Source organism: Sphingobacterium sp. JUb20 (assembly GCF_004342035.1).
Taxonomy (GTDB): Bacteria; Bacteroidota; Bacteroidia; order Sphingobacteriales; family Sphingobacteriaceae; genus Sphingobacterium; species Sphingobacterium anhuiense.
The window spans coordinates 1-21243 of record NZ_SLYV01000006.1 but is presented as its reverse complement, the minus strand read 5'-3'; the positions used below and the strand labels follow the sequence as shown (position 1 = coordinate 21243).

Sequence of the window (21243 nt, the reverse complement as noted above, 5' to 3'; positions counted from 1 at the left end):
ATCATTTTGTTAACAAATTGTATGGTAAAACTGATCAGCGACAATTTTATAACAGCTACCTCGGCGACAGTACCTGTATGGTCAAAGGTTTACAGACTGGATCAAGAGTACGTAAGGACGACGGCACACTGCCCTTATTGACAGTGAACTATTATGATAGGCGTGGACGTGTTGTGGAAACAGTTTCAGACAACCATTTGGCATCAATCTTGCCTTTTCCCTTTCGTTTTCCAGCAGCCGCTCATAGAGTTCAACCACTTTATCGAGCGGGTTATAGTTGCACTTAAAGTTATAGGCGTACGCAGTGGCATTGTCGTGCATGTTCTGGATATGGAATACAAGCACCTCTTCGATAAAGTTTGTGATGGCCTCTGCACTGACGCCCAGTACCTCTGCTATGCGCTGCAGTTTTTCCTCGTCAATGGACTCACTCTGCTCGATTATGGGACACGGCCGACTGGCTGATGCCCAGTTCTGCGGCAAGTACTTCCTGTTTGATACCTCTTAGTTCCCTGATCCGTCCGATCTTGCTTCCGATATTAATTGTCTCTGCCATAATATTGTACCGCTATAGAGCGGCTATGTTATTGTTAAAAAAATCTTTGAACTTCTTTTTTGTGAGCATGGTATCGATGGAATTGCAACTTAAAAGTGGAGACTTTATATGCTGCTAATTTCTGTTTTGAGTGATAAAACGATTCCATTTGATTTGGCGTTTTATACCCAATAGCAGAATGTATCCTTTTGGTATGGTAAAATCCTTCGATGTACCTGAACACCTCTAACTTTGCACTTTCTCTGTCGATAAACTTATGATGGTATATACACTCGATTTTAATTAATATATCTCCTTAAAAAAGTCTCCTGTCAGATGTAGCTATTCCAACTGGAATCTGTCTAATTTGACCGGGTTTATCAGGATGAATATCTTCGTGAAAATAAATATCTGGCAATGGATATGATATTTTTATCAGGGCACCTGTTATAGGTGAACATGGACAGCTACAGATCTTTTAAGACTAAAAAATGGGGTCAAAATTGAAATGATCTAAAAATAGCTGTTTTTTCAATGGAAAAACGTCTCCTAAAGTTTATTTAGTACGGAACTGATAATATATTAGACTTTACAAGCGCACTGTGGAATTATTAGCGACAAATAAGAACTTTTCTTTAAAATGCAATCCGTAATTAATTTTTCTTTTTGACTAAAAGCTTTATATTAGCAGTACCTAAATATTCAGATGTGAAAAGAATTCTTAAAAAGAGATTAAAAGCATATAGTTTGACCGAGATTCTGGTCGTAATGGTCATTATCGGTATTTTGGTATTGTTAGCATTACCAAACTTAATGCCGTTGATTACAAAGGCGAAAAACACAGAAGCTAAATTGCAGCTGCAGCATCTTCAGACCCTAGAAAAAAACTATTTTTATGAAAAATCTAAATATAGCACTTCGCTGGACGACATCGGCTTCATACAGGAAAAGTTAAGCACGGATGGAAATGATGGTAAAGCTAATTACCGTATTGAAGTTGTACAGGCAGATCAGAACTCATTTTTAGGAAGAGCAACTGCAGTTGTAGATTTCGATGGGGATGGTGTTTTTAATGTTTGGGAAATAGATCAAGATAAAAATCTAAAGGAAGTAACAGCAGATTAACATGTTGGTGCAAGCAACCATCTACAGCTGTTTGTTAGCGATAGCCTTTTTTGATTTTAAAATGCGTGCAGTGTATACCTGGCTTTTTCCTGTTTTAGGAATAAGCCTTTTATGCTTAAAAATGTTGGAGTTAAGACCTGTCTTTTTAGACGGACAGATCGCAATAAACTTGCTTTTTCTGCTTATCCAGTTTGCGGTGTTACAGCTTTACTTTAAGATCAAAACGGGTGTGTGGGGGCGGATAATGGATAAAAAAATGGGCTGGGGAGATGTTGCATTTTTACTATGCATAGCATTATATCTCCCTTTTTTGCTTTTTTTTATCTTTTATGTGGTCAGCCTCATTATAATCCTAGGTATGACCGCAGCGTTGCCCAACTGGCGAAAAAGCAATATTGGTATTCCATTGGCGGGCTGTCAGGCATTGCTTTTTGGAATCTGCTTGGCCTTGGAAAAGTTGAATGTGCTGGATTGGGAAACCTTATTGATCAATGGAATAGAAAAATTAGAGCTATAAATAGCTATAGATTATCGCATTAGACTTATACAAAGACTTGAATTATAAAGTGGGGAAAGAACCTATATTTTCATCCGAAATACTGCATAGCATCTCACGGGATATCGCATGGCATTACCGTGTCATACCGTATGATATAAAAGAGAACGAAATTCACTTTTATATGGACGAGGCTGGAGATAAACGTGCACTCGAAGATGAACTCGCCATCATGTTTGACGAAAAGATTTTCTTACTAGAAACTCCAGGAACACAGATCGAACTTTGGCTCAATAAATATTATTTTGGAGAAAAAGTAACCGAACAGCAGGATTTTGTTAAAAATCTGGTTTTCAATACTGATTTCCTCGATAACCTGATATTCGAAGCCAAGCAGTTAAAAAGTAGTGATATTCATATTGAAACATATGAAAACCGTTGCCGCGTACGGGTACGTATAGATGGTATGATGGTGGAACGCTATGTCCTTCAGAAAGAAGATTACCCGGCTTTGATCAACAAGATCAAAATCATGGCAAATCTTGATATTGCAGAAAAAAGACTACCTCAGGATGGACGTATCCATTATCATAGAAATCAGGATCAGTTCGATATTCGGGTTTCCGTATTGCCGACACTCCATGGGGAAAAAGTCGTATTGCGTCTGTTGAATAACAATGCAACAAATCTTCAGCTGGACGCTTTGGGCATGTCCGATGAAGATTATGAAAATTATCTTCACGGTGTCAAGAAACCAAATGGAATTCTGTTAATCAGCGGGCCTACTGGATCGGGCAAAACAACAACCTTGTACGCAACCTTAAAGCATCTCAATAAAACAACCAATAATATTCTCACCATCGAAGACCCCATCGAGTATACACTCGAAGGCGTTAATCAGGTGCAGCTGAAAGAAAACATCGGATTATCATTCGGAGCAGCGCTCCGTACCTTCTTACGTCAGGATCCAGACATCATTATGGTCGGGGAGATCAGGGATCCTGATACTGCTAATATGGCAATCAGAGCAGCCCTGACAGGTCACTTGGTGTTATCAACGATTCACACGAATTCCGCTTGGGGAACAGTTTCACGGTTGATTGATATGGGAATACCTAATTTTTTAATAGCAAATACATTAAATACAACTGTTGCGCAGCGCCTCGTAAGAACGCTTTGTCCTTTATGTAAGGAGATACAGCCGATGCTGGAAGCGCAGTATCCAAAACAATTTAAGCCTTATTTTCATGTCGAGCAACAGGCCGTAGCCGTAGGCTGTCCGAGCTGTTACTATACCGGATTTAAGGGACGTAAAGCCGTATATGAAATTATCCCAATGGATCAAGGTCTCGTAGACGAAATTAAAAAAGGAAATATGCAGGTCGATGAGTTGCTAAAAGAAAGAAAAATTAAAACTTTGGGGGAAAATGCATTTGAATTATTCGCCCAGCAGCAAACCACATTAGAAGAAATCTATCCGCTTCTGTTCAATTATTAAACATGAATTTTAAAATTATTATAATCACTATTTTGGTTAGTTTATGTGCATTCACAAAAGGAATGGCACAGACGGCTGACGAAAATTTTCAACGTGTACAGCAGCGACTTGATGCATTGGCCATGACAGTGCCGGGGCTAGAGAAAAAAGTAAAATTGTCGGTATCGGGGGTATCTGCACAGGAATTCCTCAGAGCATTGGCGCAGTCCAATGATCTGAATATTAACATTGATCCAAGTGTTAATTTCAGCATTGCGAATAACTTCACAGGTGAAACAGCAAAGAATGTTTTGTTCTTCCTTGCAAAGACATATGGATTGGATATTAATGTGATAGGGTCGATTATGTCAATTAATAAATTACCGAACGCACGTCCGGTTTATCTAGCCAAAGAAGTGAAAGTGCAGTACAATCCGCAAAATAATGGATTGAGCTACGATCTTCAAAATGATACTTTATCTAAAGTAGCGCAACGGATAAGTGCATTTTCGGGTAAAAACCTTATTGTACCAACCAACTTGTTGCAAAAGACAATAACAGGCTTCATGTCGGAAGCGCCATTTGAAACGGCATTGGAAAAATTGGCCTATGTAAACGGTCTGAAGTATAAGAAGACAAATGACGAGGTATATGTGTTTGAAGCGCTGATCCCAGGCGAAGAATTGTTCATCAATGATGACCAGCAGACAGATGTTCGTTTCCGTCCAGGGAATGTGAACAATGGAGCTAATGGCATGAACAACGGTATGGGAGATATGAATGGTATGCAGGGGGGACAGCAAATGGGCGGTCAGCCCGGAAACTATGCGATGTATGGCAAAAACCAAAACGGTAAAGGAAAACTGTTTACTATTCAGGCATCCAATACTCCAATTTTGGAATTGATTAAACGTGCCTCAGAAGAAGCAAACGTAAATTATTTTATCTACAGCCAAATCGATGGTAGTATCACGACGAGTGTAAAAGATATTTCATTTGACCAGTTTTTAACTTCGATCTTCCAAGGGACACCTTATACCTATAAGGTTGATGACGGAATGTACCTGATTGGTAATCGTCGTAATGAAGGGCTACGTGAAAACAAGATTATCCATTTACAGCACCGTTCCCTTGACACCATGATGACCATGATTCCGATGGACTGGCGTAAAGATGTCGAGATTAAAGAATTCAGGGAACAAAACATGCTTCTGTTATCAGGTTCTGGACCACAGATCCGAGAGATCGAACAGTACATTAAAAAACTGGATAAGATGGTGCCGATGGTACTGATTGAAGTCACCATGCTGGATATTCAAAAAGGGAATACTTTAAAAACAGGGATCAGCATGGGTGTGGCAGATTCCATTCCAAAAGTAGGCGGAAGTATAGCTGATGGAATGGTATTTGGTTCCGGATCCATCAATCGGTTTCTATCGCAATTAGGGAAGAACAATTCCTTTAATATTGGAAAGGTAACACCTAATTTTTATGTCCGTTTGCAGGCATTGGAAGAAAATAAAAATGTGGAATTGCGGTCGGTACCAAAGCTTTCAACATTAAATGGCCACCACGCTAGTCTGAGTATAGGAAGCAAACAATATTACAAAGTTCAAACACAAAATATAATTCCTTCCTTACAAACAACAACGGTGACCACAGACGAGTTCAAATCTGTGGAGGCAAATTTAAAAATTGATATTTGGCCTGTCATTTCCGGAGATGATCAGATTACGCTAAAAATTAATGTCGATATATCAGATTTCATTGGTACAGTAGCGAAAAATGAACCGCCACCAACTTCGAACAGTAAATTTGAATCCATCATCCGTGCACGTAATGAAGATATGATTGTCTTGGGTGGTATTGAGCGGACAGAAAACGGCAACAGCGGGCGTGGTATTCCAATTTTATCGCGCATTCCGATTCTGAAATGGTTATTCAGTAGCCGCGAGAAAACAACGAAAAAAGTAGTTTCGGTTGTGTTTATTAAGGCTACGATTATTTATTAAACAAGAACATGCTAGAGCGCCTGAAGCAATTTTACCAGTTATCGCAGTATTTGGGAATATCCTATCGCCAGGAAGGTGATCAGGAGATTTTCCGATGCTGTACCATACAGCGCACAAAAGATAGCCTGGAAATTGAAAATACAGTAACTTATCTGGGTTGGGAAAAGTTGTCCACAGTAAAAGATAAGCTTGTTCCGGTGTCCTTACATATTGATAGCCGTCAGGTACTTTTCAAAGAATATACAGGTCAGATTGTCGATGACGAATCCATCAAGAATATTTTCCCAAGTTACGATGCTGAGCGTTTTTTCAAGCAGGAGATGCAGGGCAAAGATCGCTCTTGGTACGCATTTGTGAGGAAAGACTATGTCGGCAACTTAATACAGCGTTTCCTACAAGAAGGCTTTACCATCATATCGGTATCAATAGGTCCCTTTATCTTGGATCATATTTTAGCCCAGCTCAACAGTTATGAAAATCGCTATACACTGGACAAGCATTTTATCGAAATTGATACTGACAAAGAAACGTGGAAACACTATTCTTACAGTGACACACATACGAGTACATTCGCTATTAAAGTTGGTGACCAGCCCATCAAGCAGGAATATGTCATGGCCTATGCTGCCGCGTTTAGCGCTTTAATGGCTAAAGATCTGCAGGATTATAGTCTTGAAGAACCGACGGTTAAAGATGCCTTTGTAACGGCAATAGAAAAAAAGAAGTTTAAAACAAACCTCTTAATATTTATAGGTGTATTCTTTTTTCTTTTGATGGTAAATGCGTTGCTGTTCAATATGTACTATACAGAAAATGAGAGCCTGGGCAATCGGGTCAGTACACAGCAGTCAACGGTTAAGGATTTAGGTAAGATCGAACAGGAGATTAAAACAAATGAAGAACTAATTACGCAGATCGGCTGGAATGGAGGTGTCTCAAAAGCATTTCTATTAGATAAGATCGGCGCTTCAATGCGTAATTTCAGTTCGATCAATTTGACACAGATACAGATTAATCCACAGCAAAAAGTAAGTGGAAACAAAACTGTACAGTATCCGCAGGTGCTATTGATAAAAGGCACCTGTTTGTCCTTAAATATTTTGAATGAATGGATTCGGGGTCTAAAAGACTATAAATGGATCGAGAAAGTTAATATCGAAGAATACGGGAGTAAACAGGTAGGCGAAACAAGTGAAGCTTTTACGTTAAAAATAGAATACAATGATCAAGTGGAAGGAAATTGATTATAAAAAGCGGAACAAATTGCTTTATGCAGGAGTAGTACTGATGTTGCTCTTGGGATGGATTCTTGCCTTTCAGAAAACGTACAATGCCTATCAGATCAACAAGCAATTGTCCGCACAGGTCGGCAATGATGTGAGTCATAATGCGCAATACCAACTTGTCAGTAAAGCAAAAATAATGGATAGCCTGGCAAAGGTATATCAAACAGATTCGACAAGCTGGAATGATAATTTTCTATCTAACGCAAGCCGTGCTGTCAACAGTCCTGCAATACAGGTCTATTTCAACAATCGTCCAGCAAAAGGAGCACAGCTGCAGAGCGATACTACTGCGGTACGAAATAAGACGCTGACCATAAAAGGAGATTATCGTGCCATCGTACAGTCTATCAGTGAACTGGAGAAAATAACCACCTTAGGATATCTATCTGCTGTTAATCTTAAAATGGACACAAAGAAAGTTAGCCCCGATCAAAAGAAAGTTATAGAAGGGGACCTAGGATTTAAAACATTAGTGAATAATCACTAAGGGACGAGCCTAACATTTTCTAATTAATAAACAGCAAATGACTTAATAGATTTTAAAACCAGCATTTCGATCTCGGATATTTTTAAGCGCGCCCAGTAAGATTCTATGTCGTTTTTTTTAGTCTAAAAGCTGTTGCTCATTTGGAACATTGGAAGATACATAGCGATCAAAATCAATCCCACAACCAAGCCTAAAAAGATAATAATAAAGGGTTCCAGTAAACTGGATAAGGTTGATGTCTTATATTCAACCTCCTCAGTCAATTGACTAGAAATTTTCTCAAAAAAGAAATCAAGTCGGTTAACTTCTTCTCCAACACGGATCAATTGAACAGTCTTGGCCGGATAAAAGGGGAATTTAGCGAGTGACGCATGTAACGATTCTCCCTGTAAGATATACTGCTCGGTCTCCTGAAGTGAGTGTGCAATCGGATAAAAATCGGTCATCTGCTGTACAAGCTGGATAGATTGCAACAATGGTGTATTGGTACTGACCAGCAAGCGCATCGTATTGGCAAATCGGGCAAGATGAATCTTGCGAATGATATCTCCAAATAATGGTAAACGCAGCTGAATGATGGACGACCATTTTCGGTACCATAACTTCTTTCTATTGACGTAGAAAAACAGAAATATCCCCAGTACAATAAGGACACCCCACCAGAACGTACGGTCTAAAAATAGCGATATATTTAAAATAAGTGCCGTAATAGCAGGAAGCTCTCCTCCGAAGCGGGTAAAAACGTCGGCAAACATCGGCACCACAAACTTTAGCATAAAGAAAACAGCCCCCAATGAAGTCGTCATGACGATCGCTGGATAGGTGAGGGCAGAAACAATCTTACGACGTTGACTGATCTTACTTTTGTAAAAAGAACCTAATTCTTTCATCACTTCACCCAATTTTCCTGTTTCCTCACCGATTCGGATACTGAAGTACTCATAGCTGCTGAAACGTCCGCTATTTTGGATCGCTTCAGATAAGCTTTCACCTTTTAAAACAGCTTCTTTGATGGCATGGAATGTTTTGCCGTCTTTGTTGTTTTTATGGTCTAATAAAAGCAGATCAAAGGCCGTTTTAAGATCTACACCCGACAGCAGTAATGTACTGAACTCGAGATAAAACTCTTCCTTTTTCTTATCGGAAAGTTGTCCGTTCCCAAAAGAGATATCACGGTTCAGAAAACCCATCAGATCAAAATCTTTCTGATCTCCAGAACTAGAAGCTGGGGTCTTTTTGTTTTTTTTATATTTTGATATGTCAATTTGTGGCATAACAACTTGTTTTTAATCTTGTTTAGTATTCGCAATCTGCATCAATTGTTGAGCAGCATATTTTTTATCCAGGATAAAGCTATGCTCTTCTTTATCGTAAATCACCGTTACCTGAAATTCATCGATACAGGTTGGACTTGGGCGTGAGGTATTGCGATATAGACCATCAATAGCCAATGTCTTGAAATTAAAAGTATCCGTTTGTTGTTGGTAATGATCCCGTGCGATGTAATTTTCACTGAAAACATAACGTACAGTTCCAGCACTGTCCAAGAGTTGCAGTTCGTTTTCCGAATAAAAAACTGCTTGGGCCTGATCCATATCTTTTTTTAGCAAATGCTGGAATAGACTGAAGCTGAATTGTTCCTGCTTTTCCCGCTGCTGACTTAAATAGAGCCTTTGGAAAAACTGGAACATATAAAATGCCATCCCGATACAGATTGCCGCAATTAACATCGCTATACTGAGCTCCATAAGTGTAAAGGCCTTTAGTTTTTTAGTTTGCATGTTCCAGTTCCTTTATCACTATCAAACTATCAATTATCTTTCCGTTGTCGGATAATTGTGCTGTCACTTTAATCCGTACACGATCGGAATAGGTCGAAAAATCTTCCTGCTCTACCGTATAATAAATACCCGCTTTCTCAAATTGCTGTTCCTGATCTTCCCCTAACGCCTGATGTGTTAGTACAGCCATCTCATGGGCAATCACTTTAGACTGTTTACTTTTAGATGAACGGACGAGGTTCGTAAAGATCATCATTCCAATCCCGAAAACAAGCAAGAGAATAACCATTGAAATCAAGATTTCAACCAGAGAGGAGGCACGGACGGTATGGTTCAGTTTAAATTTCATGATACCATTTAATCGGTTTATTAAACACTTTCCCTTTATCGTTATTTTGCAGATACGAGCTGATGAAGTAAGGCGAACGTTTTGATCGGTCAAAAGTCACATCAACCAAAAAATTCTCATAGAGAGACGAAGGACTCTTATACAGAAAGCGATAACAGGCGATCTTACCTGAGACCTGAAAACCCTTGGCATAATCTAATAGACCGGTAATAAAGAGATCTCCTTCAACGCGACAGTCTTTTCCAAAACTGGCAATCGGAGGGATGTCAGATCGTTCTTTCTCATAAAGAAAAACCGTTCCTGAAAGTTCACACTGTTTACCAATGCTGATTTTTGAATTGCTGTCCTTCTCAGAAATTAATCCAACTGTTGATGGATAAAGCAGGTTGACTTTTTCCTCTAGGACGATCGAATCTGTGGCGAAAAATTGCGCATTTCCCTTAAAACCGGTTTCGATACGGATACTTGGAGCAATCACGATAATATCATCCAGATGACTGGATGATGAAATACGAATGGTTGTATCGGATACGACAATAATATTGCCGGTTAAACTATCTTGTATAAAGGATGACCCTGAAACACGATAAGTTTGCGTTCCAGCGGAAAAAGCAGCTTTTATAGTGCCCCCAGGAAGTTCAGGATAGGGAAGGCTGTCAAACACAAGCAGACTTTGAATGTATTGTAACCGGTTTTCTACCACTGATGGCATCTTGCGGTCACTGTCGCCCATCTTACCCTCAATAATATCTTTATAGCCCTGAAAATAATCGCCGTCAACATAAGAAGGACGGATACCGGATTTTGGTAAAAATGTATTGCCTTTAATCACTGTTTTTCCGCTGACTGACAAAGGTCGGTCTTCATCAACAATATACAGAACGGTCGAATCGGTAAGAAGCTGACCAATCATAGCGACCTGCTGCATACTATCTTGCTGTATCTGTGATTTTACAGAAACAATATCGTAAAGACCCCATTCATAACGCGACAATTGGATTGCATCGCCCTCCATGAGCACATGATTCAACATGCTGTCCCGTACAGATGGGAAATCCCGGGAAGAAGCGAGTTGGTATCCTGCATCGATCTGTTGGCGGAGCATATCTTGTCTATGGAAACGTGATTCCTGATCGCGAAAAAAATAAGCCATATAAATCATGCTTCCTAAAATTAAGGAAACGATGAATGAGATAACCAGTACAAGATACAGGGCAGATGAACGGAGCATAATTATTCGCTAGCTGTAGGAGCGGTTTCCTGCTTATCCTTCTTTCTGAACCACTGATTGATCTTATTACCGATTAATTTTCCGGATTTCCGAAAGATATTGTTATCAAGGTATTCATCCTTCGTAATGGCATTCCCATAAGCGTAATAGCTTAGGCTGATGCTGTCATTTTGGATCTCCTCAATAATACCATGTAAACGGTTATCTTTAAAGTGACCACGTTTGCGCCATTTTCCCTGTTCATTATATTCGATAAAAGGACCTTCTTCGATGCCCGCTAACCATTGGGATTCCTTTTTTAAATTACCGTTTTCATACCAGCTTTTCCAGATACCATCTTTCATACCAAAAGCATAATTTCCCCGTTCAGATAAGCTTTTATTAGGGAAAAAAGTTGTAAACTGTCCATAGAGGAGCTTTCCTGAATAACCACCCATGGTCGTATGCAGCATATTCGTGGAGTACCAGGTATAGGTCTTTTCGCTGACGGCACGGTACTTCAAATTATCCGCATGAAAGACATGTTTAGTGCCATCCTCGTTAATAATGGTGAAGCGTGTAAAAATTGGAAGATCCTTACTTTGTGAATAAGCATCCGGACTACTGAAAGAAAGTAATAGCGTATAGAAGAGTAACTTAATTTTCATTTTTATAGATGGTTTTGGTCTTATCCCCAATTTTTATTTTTAAATATTCTTTATTAATGCTCACCAAGTGCACACCTGACTGCTGTTCACCCTTATTCATCATGTACTGCATGCCCTGTATATTGACAATGGCTGTCGGACGTTTATCCTCTAGGTTCTCAATAAAACCAAGGTATTGCACATCAATCTGTGGTTCCATCTCCACTGGTGCAGGAGGGATGTAGTCAGTTACTGAATTCTGTCGGGAAGGCTCTATCGGGAGGTCCGCTGTACGCACAGCTAGATCGTGCAACATCGGGTCAGCATAATCCAAAAGCAAGGTTCCTGTTTTTTTACTGCTATAGAAAGACAGATTCACAGGTTGTTCCTTGAATGTTTTTTTAGCCGTAACGGGCATATCCGAATTGTCGGATAGGGAGCTGAAAATTTTCGTCAAGATAAACCCCCAGACACCCAAAACAGCAGCTATTAAGATATAAGTAGTCGCTTTACTTTTCATCAACTTTTTTATCGAGAATGACCAACTTACGAGAGATATAAATGCCGACACTACCACGATTTTCTGGGCGGACGCGCCATTCGTACGTGCCCGGTTTAAGCGTTAATTCAACATAATCTTTTGTTATAACTGAATCAATAGGAAGGCGTACAATAGATTCAAAATTAGGCGTAGCAATCTGCAAACGGTAAGAAGTGGCATCGATATGTTTCTCCCAAAGAAAAGTTAGTGTTGTATCCAACGTGATCAGATCACTTTTAGGCCCGATAAGATTGACACTCTTTTTCTCCAAAGGGTAGTCAACAAATTCCGAACAGGAAAAAAAACTGGTCATGAATACAGTAACGATCAAGATAATACTTCTCATATGGATATAATTAATAAAGCAAATATATGTAATTTTTAGATCAAATTAGTGGTTGTCAGATTCTTGTTTGAATAAGTAATAACCAGCTTAAGTTGCTTTTCTCAAACTATTTTATTAATTGACTTCCAGTTGTTTATAAAGAGAATATAATATTTGATATAAATTTAATTCTGTTTTCAAACGGCAATTACTCAGATCCATTCTCTTTGGTTTAAAACTTAGAAAATCAATATTTTATGTACATAAAGAAATATTATTACTGATAGCTGTAAATTCTGAAACTTGAAAGTGGAGTTGAAGTATCAAAAAATGGCAAGATGTGATAAACCATGAGCTTATGATTTACCTATACCAATTCTATGGCTGGACTTTATGAACTAGGGGATACGTCTTACTATGCTTGATCATCAAGACAATTTTGACTTTAAGTAAATTAAGAACTTTTCAGGATTTATCTAATTGATACATATAGTCTTGATTATTATTGAGGTAATGGAAAAATAATTATAAACTTAGATAATAATTTAAATACTTTTTTTATATTTGATTTTCAGAACCAATTATTAATCAAGCCATTCCCAATAATCTAAGATTAGATTAAATATTTATTTTCAGTTGCTTATCATTTTGATGATGTGGTTGGTTAATTATATTATATAACTTTTATTTAAATGTGTATAAAGTATGAAACATATTAAGTATTATTTGTTTATTTTTCTTTTATTTCTAATAAATAAAGCTACATTTTCACAATATTCTAAATATATTCCACCATCTCCTCAAGCTTTCTCATTTATGAAATTTGGAGAATATCCTGTTAATCATAGTACAGGTTTGCCCGAAATAAGTATCCCGTTAATCAGCATTAATCTCAAAGAGTATCAATTGCCTATCGCAGCAAAATATCATGCTTCGGGCAGAAAAGTAGATCTGAATTTCTCCGAGATTGGTCTGAATTGGCAATTAGATGCTTATGGTTTAATTACTAGAGAAATTAAAGGTATCTCAGATTTAAAACCACAACGATCTGCGGATGCTATGGAAGAAAATATAGATTATTTTAATCCAATTTCTTCCGATGCTCAGTATACTAGAGGAGAAAAATTTGAGAGACGTCTTCAATTAGCAGGTGAGAACCCTTATCGAAATACATTAGATACTGAATATGATATTTACCATATAAACTTTAAAAACATTTCAACATCTTTTGTCATCAGAACGAATGGTAGCATAACCTTTTTGAATTATTTTCCTTACAAAGTTACATATCAAAATAATATTTTTAGTATAATAGATCAGGACGGGGTTAGTTATACTTTTGGATCTATTGTTGAATCAAATTTAACTTTCGGTGCTGCTCAGCACTATCAAGGAACTAATGATGGTATTATGTCTTGGTACCTAGCCAAAATAGAAACGCCAAATAAAGAATATATACGATTTAAATATGGTAATGTTAAAACTTCGGATAATAGCTCTTTAGCAGGAAATTTATCCTATGGAACTACAGCTACTTTAAGAGATTATTGGTATGAGTACGGAGTTAATCAAACTAATTCGTCCCCGCAGCCAAATAGCGAATATGTTCTTAAAATTTCAAATACAATTAAAAATGATTTTGCATTTGTTTACTATGTCTCGTCAATCGACTTTAGCAATGGTTCTGCAGAATTTATTTATAATACAAATAATTACAGTTTATCTGAAATCAATTTGAAATCTATTCAAAATCACAATATTTCATCAATAAAAATTTTTTATAAAGATGTAATTGGAAAAAATTTTACAGTCCCAAATAATCAAGGTATTTCAATAAAAGAGATTGCATTTTTTGGAGATAATTTAAATAATTATCCAGAAAGATTTTTATTTGATTATTATAGTGGTAATGCAAATGGAAATAGTTTACTGGAGTATTGTTATGGTAAAGATTATTGGGGTTATGCAAATACAAATGTTAATAGTAACCTTATTCCTATTAACAAGATCAGTCATTTTCAATATCCTTATAATGTTAGTAATTATGTGTCCTTAGGTAGTGATATTCGAAGACAACCTGATTTTTCACAAAAAGTGATAGGGATGTTAAAAAGAATTGAATATCCAAGTCGTGGTTTTTCAGATTTTACATATGAGGCAAATGTTTATAATCATTATGGCACAAATAAGTACGGACCAGGCTTGAGAATCAAAACGATAAACAATAGTGATGGTACAAATCATTTTGTTAAAGAGTATAAATATGGTTATACAGAAAACGGTGTAGGTTCATTATTATGGCTACCACAAGAAAGTGATTATATGGTATCGTTTCTAGTCTCTGAAATACCTAGTCCTAATGGAATACTTATGTATGCAAACCAATCGGCTACTATAACTGAAGCAAAAAGATATCGTTATAGAGAATTTTTTTCAGAGCCCAAAGGTTATATTAATATTGGTTACAGACAACCTGTATATTATGGTCAAGTGACCGAGTACATCAAAGATGTTGCTGATAATAATCTTGGTAAGACAGTTTACAGCTATTCTTTACCTTTATATGAAATCCGTAATGAATATTTTAGCGATAATAGAACTAATGAGACATATAATTTTGATACATTTATTCCAAATTTTTACAGCACCTCTTTGTTATTAAACAAGACAGATTACATTAAAAGTTCTAATATCTATCAACCTGTTAAAAGTGTTAGTAATGAGTATATTGGTTTAAAGCGTGAGTTGATACCTCAAATCACATATTATCGTAGACAACGCATTGTCACGTCAGATTCTCAATATCAAAAGTATGTGGAAGAGTTAGTTGAAGGAGGTAGCACGAATGACAGTGATTGGAGATTACCTTGGAATTCAGTTCGGGCATTTAATTATAATTTAGAAAGTGGTGCATCTAGATTAGATTCTATATCAGAAATACAGTTTAATTTAGATAATAACATTGTAAAAAGAACTAAGTTTAATTATAACAGTAGCTATGTTATATCTCCCTCATCAGTAAAATTTTATAATAGTGATGGTAGTGTCGACTTAACAAATTATTATTATCCAGATGATATAAATAGTCTTGTTTTAATTGGAGGAAATTTGGAGCCTCAAGAATTAGAAGGTATTAAAAAATTAAATAAAGCTAATCATCATCAAGTTGAAACACCAATTCAAATAGTAAGCTATAGCAGTAATCTCCTTAAAAATCTGGAACGAAATACCTTTAAATTATTTTCAAATAGACCACTCCCATTTAGAAAATATATCTCTAATTATAATTTCCCAATATATAAGTTAATGGAGATTTTATCTTATGATAACTTAGGTAATCCAAGAGAAGTAAAAAGTTTAGATGGTGCCATAAAAGTTTATATATGGGGCTATAATCATCAATATCCTATTCTTGAGATTACGAATGCTACCTATTCCGAAATACTGATTGTACTTACTCAGGCTGAGATAGATAATCTGAATAATCCGAATCATACCGAAGCTGTTATGGAAACGTTGATCAAAAATGCAGCGACAAAACTTCGCAACCATGTAAATCTTTCCAAAGCTATGGTTACAAATTACACGTATAAGCCGTTGGTCGGTATGACCAGCAAGAGCGATGCAAGAGGGGTGACTGAGTATTATCAGTACGATGGCATGCAGCGTTTAAAAGCAGTGTTAGATCAGTTTAAGGATGTTACCAGAGCTATGGATTATCATTACCGTGCCAATTAAGCAAGAACCGTTATGAAAAGAATAACCAAAAGCCTACTCTTCTTTTTGTCGCTGATTCAGGTCGGGGGATCATATTCCCAAAACATTGACAGTACACAGGTCGATAGCATCCGTTTAAAATCGTTGATGCTCCAGTCAGCAAATTTTATGGTAGCGCCGCTGGCCCTGCCTGCACTTCCCACTATCAATTATACCATTCCTCCGAGCATATCGGTTGGTCAGAGCATCAGTTATGTACCTAGTAACAGTGGAGGCGCTGTATATGCCAACGGAGATGTGTTCACCGTAGCCGGATTATCAGGTAGCAGTGGCTACGTCAATGGTAGCGGAACTGCAGTTCGGTTTAATCTTCCGGGGAGAATGGCTGCCGATGCTTCGGGCAATATCTATGTCTGCGACCATTATAACCACCGTATCCGTAAGATTACCCCAGCAGGAGTTGTGAGCACCTTCGTTGGCAGCGGTACCGCTGCCCATGTCAATGGCACAGGCGAGGGAGCCTCGATCAACACCCCCAATGGTATCGCCCGCGATGCATCTGGTAATTTTTATTTCAGTGACCGGGGTAATTTTGTTGTCCGCAAGATCAACGCTGCAGGCGTAGTCAGCTCACTTGCAGGGGGCGTGGGTATCCGAGCCTATGCTGAAGGAACAGGTACTGCCGCGCGTTTCAATGCGCTGTCCGGGATGGTCGTGGATGCTTCTGGCAATATCTATGTTTCCGATGAAGGAAACCTACGTATTCGTAAGATAACCCCAGCAGGCGTAGTCACTACCTTTGCCGGCAGCGGTAGCCAGGGTACGGTCAACGGTACCGGTACAGCAGCGAGTTTCAACGGGATGAAAGGGTTGGCAATCGACGCATCGGGGAATATCTATGTTGCCGAATATGTGATCGGCAATATCCGCAAGATCACCCCGGCAGGTGTTGTTACGACCTTTGCCACGGGCTTCACCAATCCGATGGGTGTTACGGTGGACGGTTCGGGCAATGTCTACGTCAGTGATGCCAGCAATGTGGTCCGTAAGATCACCCCAGCAGGAGCAGTGAGCATTTATGCGGGGACCGGAGCTGCTGGCAGCGACAACGGCAGTCCGTTATCCTCAACATTTAAGGGACCGGAAGGTGTTCTTTATTATGGCACGCGGTTATATATCGGCGATACGCAAAATCATCTGTTACGTGGATCCTGGTCCGGTATCGGTTACAGCATCAGTCCCGCACTTCCGGCAGGTCTGGTTTTTGACCAGAGCACAGGTAAGATCTCCGGAATACCTACAGCAGCCAAAGTAGCGACGAACTATACGGTCACAGCCTACAATGCCGCAGGCTCCAGTACCAAAGTTATCAACTTTGCGGTTGTTGCTGCAGCTATCGGCAGTTCCGAGCAGAACTATATCATTGAGCGTACCGTCAGAAATCCAAACTATAAAACCACAGCGGCCTTAACAGGCAAGCCTGTTGACAGTGTGAATATCAAAGTGAGTTACTTTGACGGTCTGGGCAGACCCATGCAGATTGTTGACTGGCAGGGCAGTCCGTTAAAAAATGACCTTGTCCAGCACATAGCCTATGACGGATTTGGCAGAGAAAGCATGAAATATCTGCCGTATGCAAAAAACACGGTTAAGGACGGTGGATTCAAGACCACTGCCGGTGCAGACCAGCAGGCCTACTATGCTGCGGCCAATACCTGGGATGTCCATGTCAAAAAAACAGATCATCCCTACGCGGTCACAGTCTTTGAAAACAGCCCTTTAAATCGGATTACCGAGCAGGGGTCTCCCGGATTAGGCTGGCAGCCAGCAGCTGATAGAACAGCAGTTGTGACCACTTCCACGACAGGCCATACTGTAGTTAGCGAGTATGGTACCAATGCAGCAGACGACGTCAGGATGTGGAACATCAACACTGCCGGTACCGGAGCCACATCAGCTTTCTATGCTGCGGGCAAACTGTATAAGACCGTTATCAAAGACGAGAACTGGGTGAATACCACGGGAAAACAGGGTAGTGTAGAAGAATATAAAGACTTTGAAGGCCGTGTTGTGTTAAAACGTATCTGGGAAACCGGCACCAAGAAGCTGGAGACCCATTATGTGTACGATGACTTTGGCGATCTGCGCTATGTGATCCCTCCCGGATATACAGCCACGGCAGTTACCGATAACAGTACAGACTTCAACGAGCTGCTCTATGCGTACAGGTATGATGGCAGAAGAAGGCTCATTGAAAAGAAGATCCCGGGCAAAGGTTGGGAGTATCTGGTATACAACAAGAATGACCAGCTTATCCTGAGCCAGGATGCCGTGCAGCGCGCACTCAAAAAGTGGAGCTATGTCAAGTATGATCCCTTTGAGCGCGTGACGAGTACAGGTATCTATACCAATACAGCAGCAGATCAAGCGACAAGAGCACAGGTACAGGCTTTAGCCGATGGCGTTGCCCCGCAGTGGGAGACCCGTAGCGGTACCTCATATACCAATAGTTCATTTCCCAGTACAGCTACGCAGCTATTGGAGCTAACGGTCAACTACTACGATGACTACAGTTATAAAACCACTACAGTACTGGCGGCTACAACCGGTCTGGACAGTACCTATATGGTCAAAGGTTTACAGACCGGATCAAGAGTACGTAAGGACGACGGCACACTGCCCTTATTGACGGTGAACTATTATGATAGGCGTGGACGTGCTGTGGAAACAGTTTCAGACAACCATTTGGGAGGAGTTGACAGGGTGACCAATACCTACAATTTCCCGGGAGACCTGGTGAGCAGTAAAAAGCAGCACCGAATCAATGGATCCGCACAGGTAACTACGATCCTGACGACCAATAGCTATGATCATGTTGGCAGACTGTTGACCACTAAGAAAAGAGTCAATACACAGGATGAGATTTTACAGAGCAAATTGGCCTATAACGAAATCGGGCAGCTGAAAAGTAAAAGTATCCACAGTGAAAACGGTGGTACCAATTTCCTGAGCAGTGTAGCTTACGGTTACAACGAGCGTGGCTGGACTACCAAAGCCACATCGCCCCAGTTCAGCTATGTGCTGAACTACAACCTGAACAGTGCAGGCACAGCTGTCATTTCCAATGCGCAGTACAACGGTAATATTGCGCAGCAGTTATGGGGCCATGCCGCTACGACAAATAGTACGTTTACCTACACTTATGATGGGTTAAACAGATTGAAGAAGGGAATCAGTACCGGTACGGTGATGAGCGAGACATTGACCTATGATGATATGGGCAATATCAGAACACTGATCCGCGATACCGGAAGTCCGATCACCTATACCTACAATAATACCAATAAGAGCAATAGGTTGTTGAGTCTTACAGGCGGGCTTACAGGAACATTCACTTATGACCTGAACGGCAATGCGACCAAGGACCGTACGGATATGCTTTTTACCTATAATCACCTCAATCTCCCCAAAACAGCCACAGGAGGAGGCCGTTCCGTCAGCTACCAATATGACGCAATAGGCACTAAACTGAAAAAGCAGGCCAGTGTAAACGGTATTGATACCGAGCAGGACTATGTTGGTGGTATCGAATACAGTAAAGTGGGGACAGCAGTAACCAAGATCGAGCGTATCGCTACAGAAGAAGGATTTTTGCTGAACAGTGAAGGTATTTACAGTTACCATTATAATCTGGCTGACCATCTGGGCAATGTCCGTTCTGTGATCAAGCGGGAAGGAAGTTCAACCGTTCCGTCTGTGGTTCAGAAGCAGGATTATTATCCGTTCGGCAAGACCAGATCTATTGCAACGAGTGTAAATAATAAGTATCTTTATAATGGCAAGGAGATGCAGAGTGATCTGAATCTGGGTACGCATGCCTTGGGAGGTTCTTATGTCTTGGAAGGACAGCTGGATTATGGTGCTCGGTTCTATGACGCGGAGATAGGCAGGTGGAACGTGTTGGATCCGAAGGCTGAAAAATACAAAAGATGGTCTCCTTACAATTATGTTCTTAATAATCCGATTATAAATGTTGATCCGAGAGGAGATACAGTACGAGTTACAATTACATCGAATGAGATAGGTAAAGATTATATTAGAATAGTGGCTTCAGAATCCTTTGGGCTTGATTATAATCAAAAAATCAATTTATATCAAATGACAATTGCTGATGATGTTTCATCTACCGTTTCTGAATATTCGGTAACTCGCGATTCACCAAAAGCTGCTCAAGATCCAGAGGGAACTTTTGCTGGTAATGATAAAAATGCCTATCGAGTTGACAATTTGGCATTTGAACCAAAAAATAGTGTCGGCGAATACCAAGGAGTAATGAGGACGGATGGTAAAGCTGGGGGACGCCTTGAACTGAGAGATCGAAATAATAAAAATAATGATAAGGTAGATGGTAGGCGTAATATCCAAGTCCATGTTGGCGGGACATATACAAATTCGGAAGGGCGACGTGGAGTTGTAGGGTCTCTTGGATGCTGTACTTTGTCTGGCGCCGATAAAGGGAATAAAGGTAGGGATCGATTTGTTTCTGATATCACTGAAAGAGTAAAAAATAATTCTGAAGCGAATAAAAGTAATATTATACTTATAAGATATATTAAACGAGATGAAAAGCCTGATTTTAATAAGTAGTATTTTGATTTTATTATGGCAAAATCAAAAAGAAGTGTATTTACTAAAAGATGCAGATGGGCAAATCGGCATTGAGTATAATAAAATTGATAAAGATGTTAATATAATAATTAGCGACAGGCTAATAAGAAATAATTCAGATAAGAAAGCTATAAAAATGTATCTAGCATCGTTTTTTATTCCAGATAAAGATGATATTCAACGGGATTTTAAGAAACTATTTAAAATATCAATGTCTGACTTTGCAAAAAATCACCGACGAGAGATTTGTAGAGTAATTTATTATTTAGAACATATTGATCATGGTAATTTACCTATGATATACGGCCTGGAAGCATATAAATTATTTGAAATTTCTGATTTGAAGCCCGAAATATCTAAAATTGAACAATGCTTAAATAACGGAAAAATTCTTAAGATTATATATGAGACCAATGAAGATTCTTTACCGTTGAAAACTCCAAAAAGAATAAGAAAATAATTTCGGATAAAATTTGTAAATACCAGTACGACTACGGAGCGAGGTTCTATGATGCTGAGATAGGCAGGTGGAATGTTATTGATCCGAAGGCAGAAGTCAATAGGCGTTGGTCACCTTATCGTTATGC

The 21243-nt window shown here is 39.1% G+C and carries 19 protein-coding genes and 1 pseudogene; 11 read left to right on the top strand and 9 right to left on the bottom strand.

Going from position 1 to position 21243, the window contains the following annotated elements; all coding sequences use genetic code 11:
- Window positions 1–17 precede the first annotated feature (17 nt).
- Window positions 18–287, top strand: coding sequence for a hypothetical protein (locus EDF66_RS26330; RefSeq protein WP_243656033.1), 270 nt, complete (start codon window positions 18–20; stop codon window positions 285–287).
- A 140-nt stretch (window positions 288–427) separates the two neighbouring features.
- On the opposite strand, the gene EDF66_RS26325 is transcribed toward EDF66_RS26330, so the two are convergent.
- Complete coding sequence (locus EDF66_RS26325; RefSeq protein ID WP_243656032.1) at window positions 428–556, bottom strand: helix-turn-helix domain-containing protein; 129 nt, start codon at window positions 554–556, stop codon at window positions 428–430.
- 34 nt (window positions 557–590) lie between these two features.
- Window positions 591–833, bottom strand: coding sequence for an IS3 family transposase (locus EDF66_RS26600; protein WP_410528407.1), 243 nt, complete (start codon window positions 831–833; stop codon window positions 591–593).
- Between the two features lie 410 nt (window positions 834–1243).
- On the opposite strand from EDF66_RS26600, the gene EDF66_RS11210 reads away from it, so the two are divergent.
- Genes EDF66_RS11210 through EDF66_RS11185 form a run of 6 tightly spaced genes read left to right on the top strand, consistent with a single transcriptional unit; the run spans window position 1244 to window position 7418 of the window.
- Window positions 1244–1660, top strand: a complete 417-nt coding sequence (locus tag EDF66_RS11210; protein ID WP_132842713.1) for a type IV pilin protein — start codon at window positions 1244–1246, stop codon at window positions 1658–1660.
- Window position 1661: 1 nt separating this feature from the next.
- Entirely contained in the window at window positions 1662–2177 is a 516-nt protein-coding gene (locus EDF66_RS11205) for a hypothetical protein (protein WP_132842711.1), read from the top strand.
- A 37-nt stretch (window positions 2178–2214) separates the two neighbouring features.
- Window positions 2215–3654 (top strand): GspE/PulE family protein, encoded by a 1440-nt coding sequence (locus EDF66_RS11200; RefSeq protein WP_132842709.1) that lies wholly within the window; start codon window positions 2215–2217, stop codon window positions 3652–3654.
- Window positions 3655–3656: 2 nt separating this feature from the next.
- The gene (locus EDF66_RS11195; protein ID WP_243656031.1) at window positions 3657–5645 is read left to right on the top strand and encodes a secretin and TonB N-terminal domain-containing protein; all 1989 of its coding nucleotides are present in this window, start codon (window positions 3657–3659) and stop codon (window positions 5643–5645) included.
- 8 nt (window positions 5646–5653) lie between these two features.
- Window positions 5654–6889: a hypothetical protein gene (locus EDF66_RS11190; protein ID WP_132842707.1), complete on the top strand. Its 1236-nt coding sequence runs from the start codon at window positions 5654–5656 to the stop codon at window positions 6887–6889.
- Window positions 6867–7418 carry a hypothetical protein gene (locus EDF66_RS11185; protein ID WP_132842705.1) on the top strand — a complete coding sequence of 184 codons (552 nt, stop codon included), beginning with the start codon at window positions 6867–6869 and terminating at the stop codon, window positions 7416–7418. The genes EDF66_RS11190 and EDF66_RS11185 overlap by 23 nt, the downstream gene beginning before the upstream one ends.
- 122 nt (window positions 7419–7540) lie before the next feature.
- Here EDF66_RS11185 and EDF66_RS11180 read toward each other — a convergent pair whose 3' ends face one another.
- From EDF66_RS11180 to EDF66_RS11150, 7 genes are read right to left on the bottom strand one after another with little or no spacing between them, the layout of a single operon-like run.
- Window positions 7541–8692 (bottom strand): type II secretion system F family protein, encoded by a 1152-nt coding sequence (locus EDF66_RS11180; RefSeq protein WP_132842704.1) that lies wholly within the window; start codon window positions 8690–8692, stop codon window positions 7541–7543.
- Between the two features lie 12 nt (window positions 8693–8704).
- A complete protein-coding gene (locus EDF66_RS11175; protein ID WP_132842702.1) occupies window positions 8705–9199 on the bottom strand; it encodes a type II secretion system protein J in 495 nt (164 codons plus the stop codon).
- Entirely contained in the window at window positions 9189–9548 is a 360-nt protein-coding gene (locus EDF66_RS11170; RefSeq protein WP_132842701.1) for a hypothetical protein, read from the bottom strand. The genes EDF66_RS11175 and EDF66_RS11170 overlap by 11 nt, the downstream gene beginning before the upstream one ends.
- Window positions 9538–10779 (bottom strand): hypothetical protein, encoded by a 1242-nt coding sequence (locus EDF66_RS11165; RefSeq protein ID WP_132842699.1) that lies wholly within the window; start codon window positions 10777–10779, stop codon window positions 9538–9540. Before EDF66_RS11165 ends, EDF66_RS11170 begins: the two co-directional genes overlap by 11 nt.
- Window positions 10780–10781: 2 nt before the next feature.
- Window positions 10782–11426, bottom strand: a complete 645-nt coding sequence (locus EDF66_RS11160; protein ID WP_132842697.1) for a toxin-antitoxin system YwqK family antitoxin — start codon at window positions 11424–11426, stop codon at window positions 10782–10784.
- Complete coding sequence (locus EDF66_RS11155) at window positions 11416–11925, bottom strand: hypothetical protein (protein ID WP_132842696.1); 510 nt, start codon at window positions 11923–11925, stop codon at window positions 11416–11418. The genes EDF66_RS11160 and EDF66_RS11155 overlap by 11 nt, the downstream gene beginning before the upstream one ends.
- Window positions 11915–12292: a hypothetical protein gene (locus tag EDF66_RS11150; RefSeq protein ID WP_132842694.1), complete on the bottom strand. Its 378-nt coding sequence runs from the start codon at window positions 12290–12292 to the stop codon at window positions 11915–11917. The genes EDF66_RS11155 and EDF66_RS11150 overlap by 11 nt, the downstream gene beginning before the upstream one ends.
- 684 nt (window positions 12293–12976) lie before the next feature.
- Here EDF66_RS11150 and EDF66_RS11145 point away from each other — a divergent pair.
- The 4 genes and pseudogenes from EDF66_RS11145 (at window position 12977) to EDF66_RS11135 (ending at window position 21116) form a co-directional block, all read left to right on the top strand.
- Window positions 12977–16009, top strand: coding sequence for a hypothetical protein (locus EDF66_RS11145; protein ID WP_132842692.1), 3033 nt, complete (start codon window positions 12977–12979; stop codon window positions 16007–16009).
- A gap of 12 nt (window positions 16010–16021) precedes the next feature.
- Window positions 16022–16420 (top strand): annotated as a pseudogene (locus EDF66_RS26595) (hypothetical protein); the annotation flags it as partial.
- A gap of 213 nt (window positions 16421–16633) precedes the next feature.
- Window positions 16634–20635, top strand: coding sequence for a DUF6443 domain-containing protein (locus tag EDF66_RS11140; protein WP_243656030.1), 4002 nt, complete (start codon window positions 16634–16636; stop codon window positions 20633–20635).
- Complete coding sequence (locus EDF66_RS11135; protein WP_132842688.1) at window positions 20610–21116, top strand: hypothetical protein; 507 nt, start codon at window positions 20610–20612, stop codon at window positions 21114–21116. Before EDF66_RS11140 ends, EDF66_RS11135 begins: the two co-directional genes overlap by 26 nt.
- The last annotated feature ends 127 nt before the right edge of the window (window positions 21117–21243 follow it).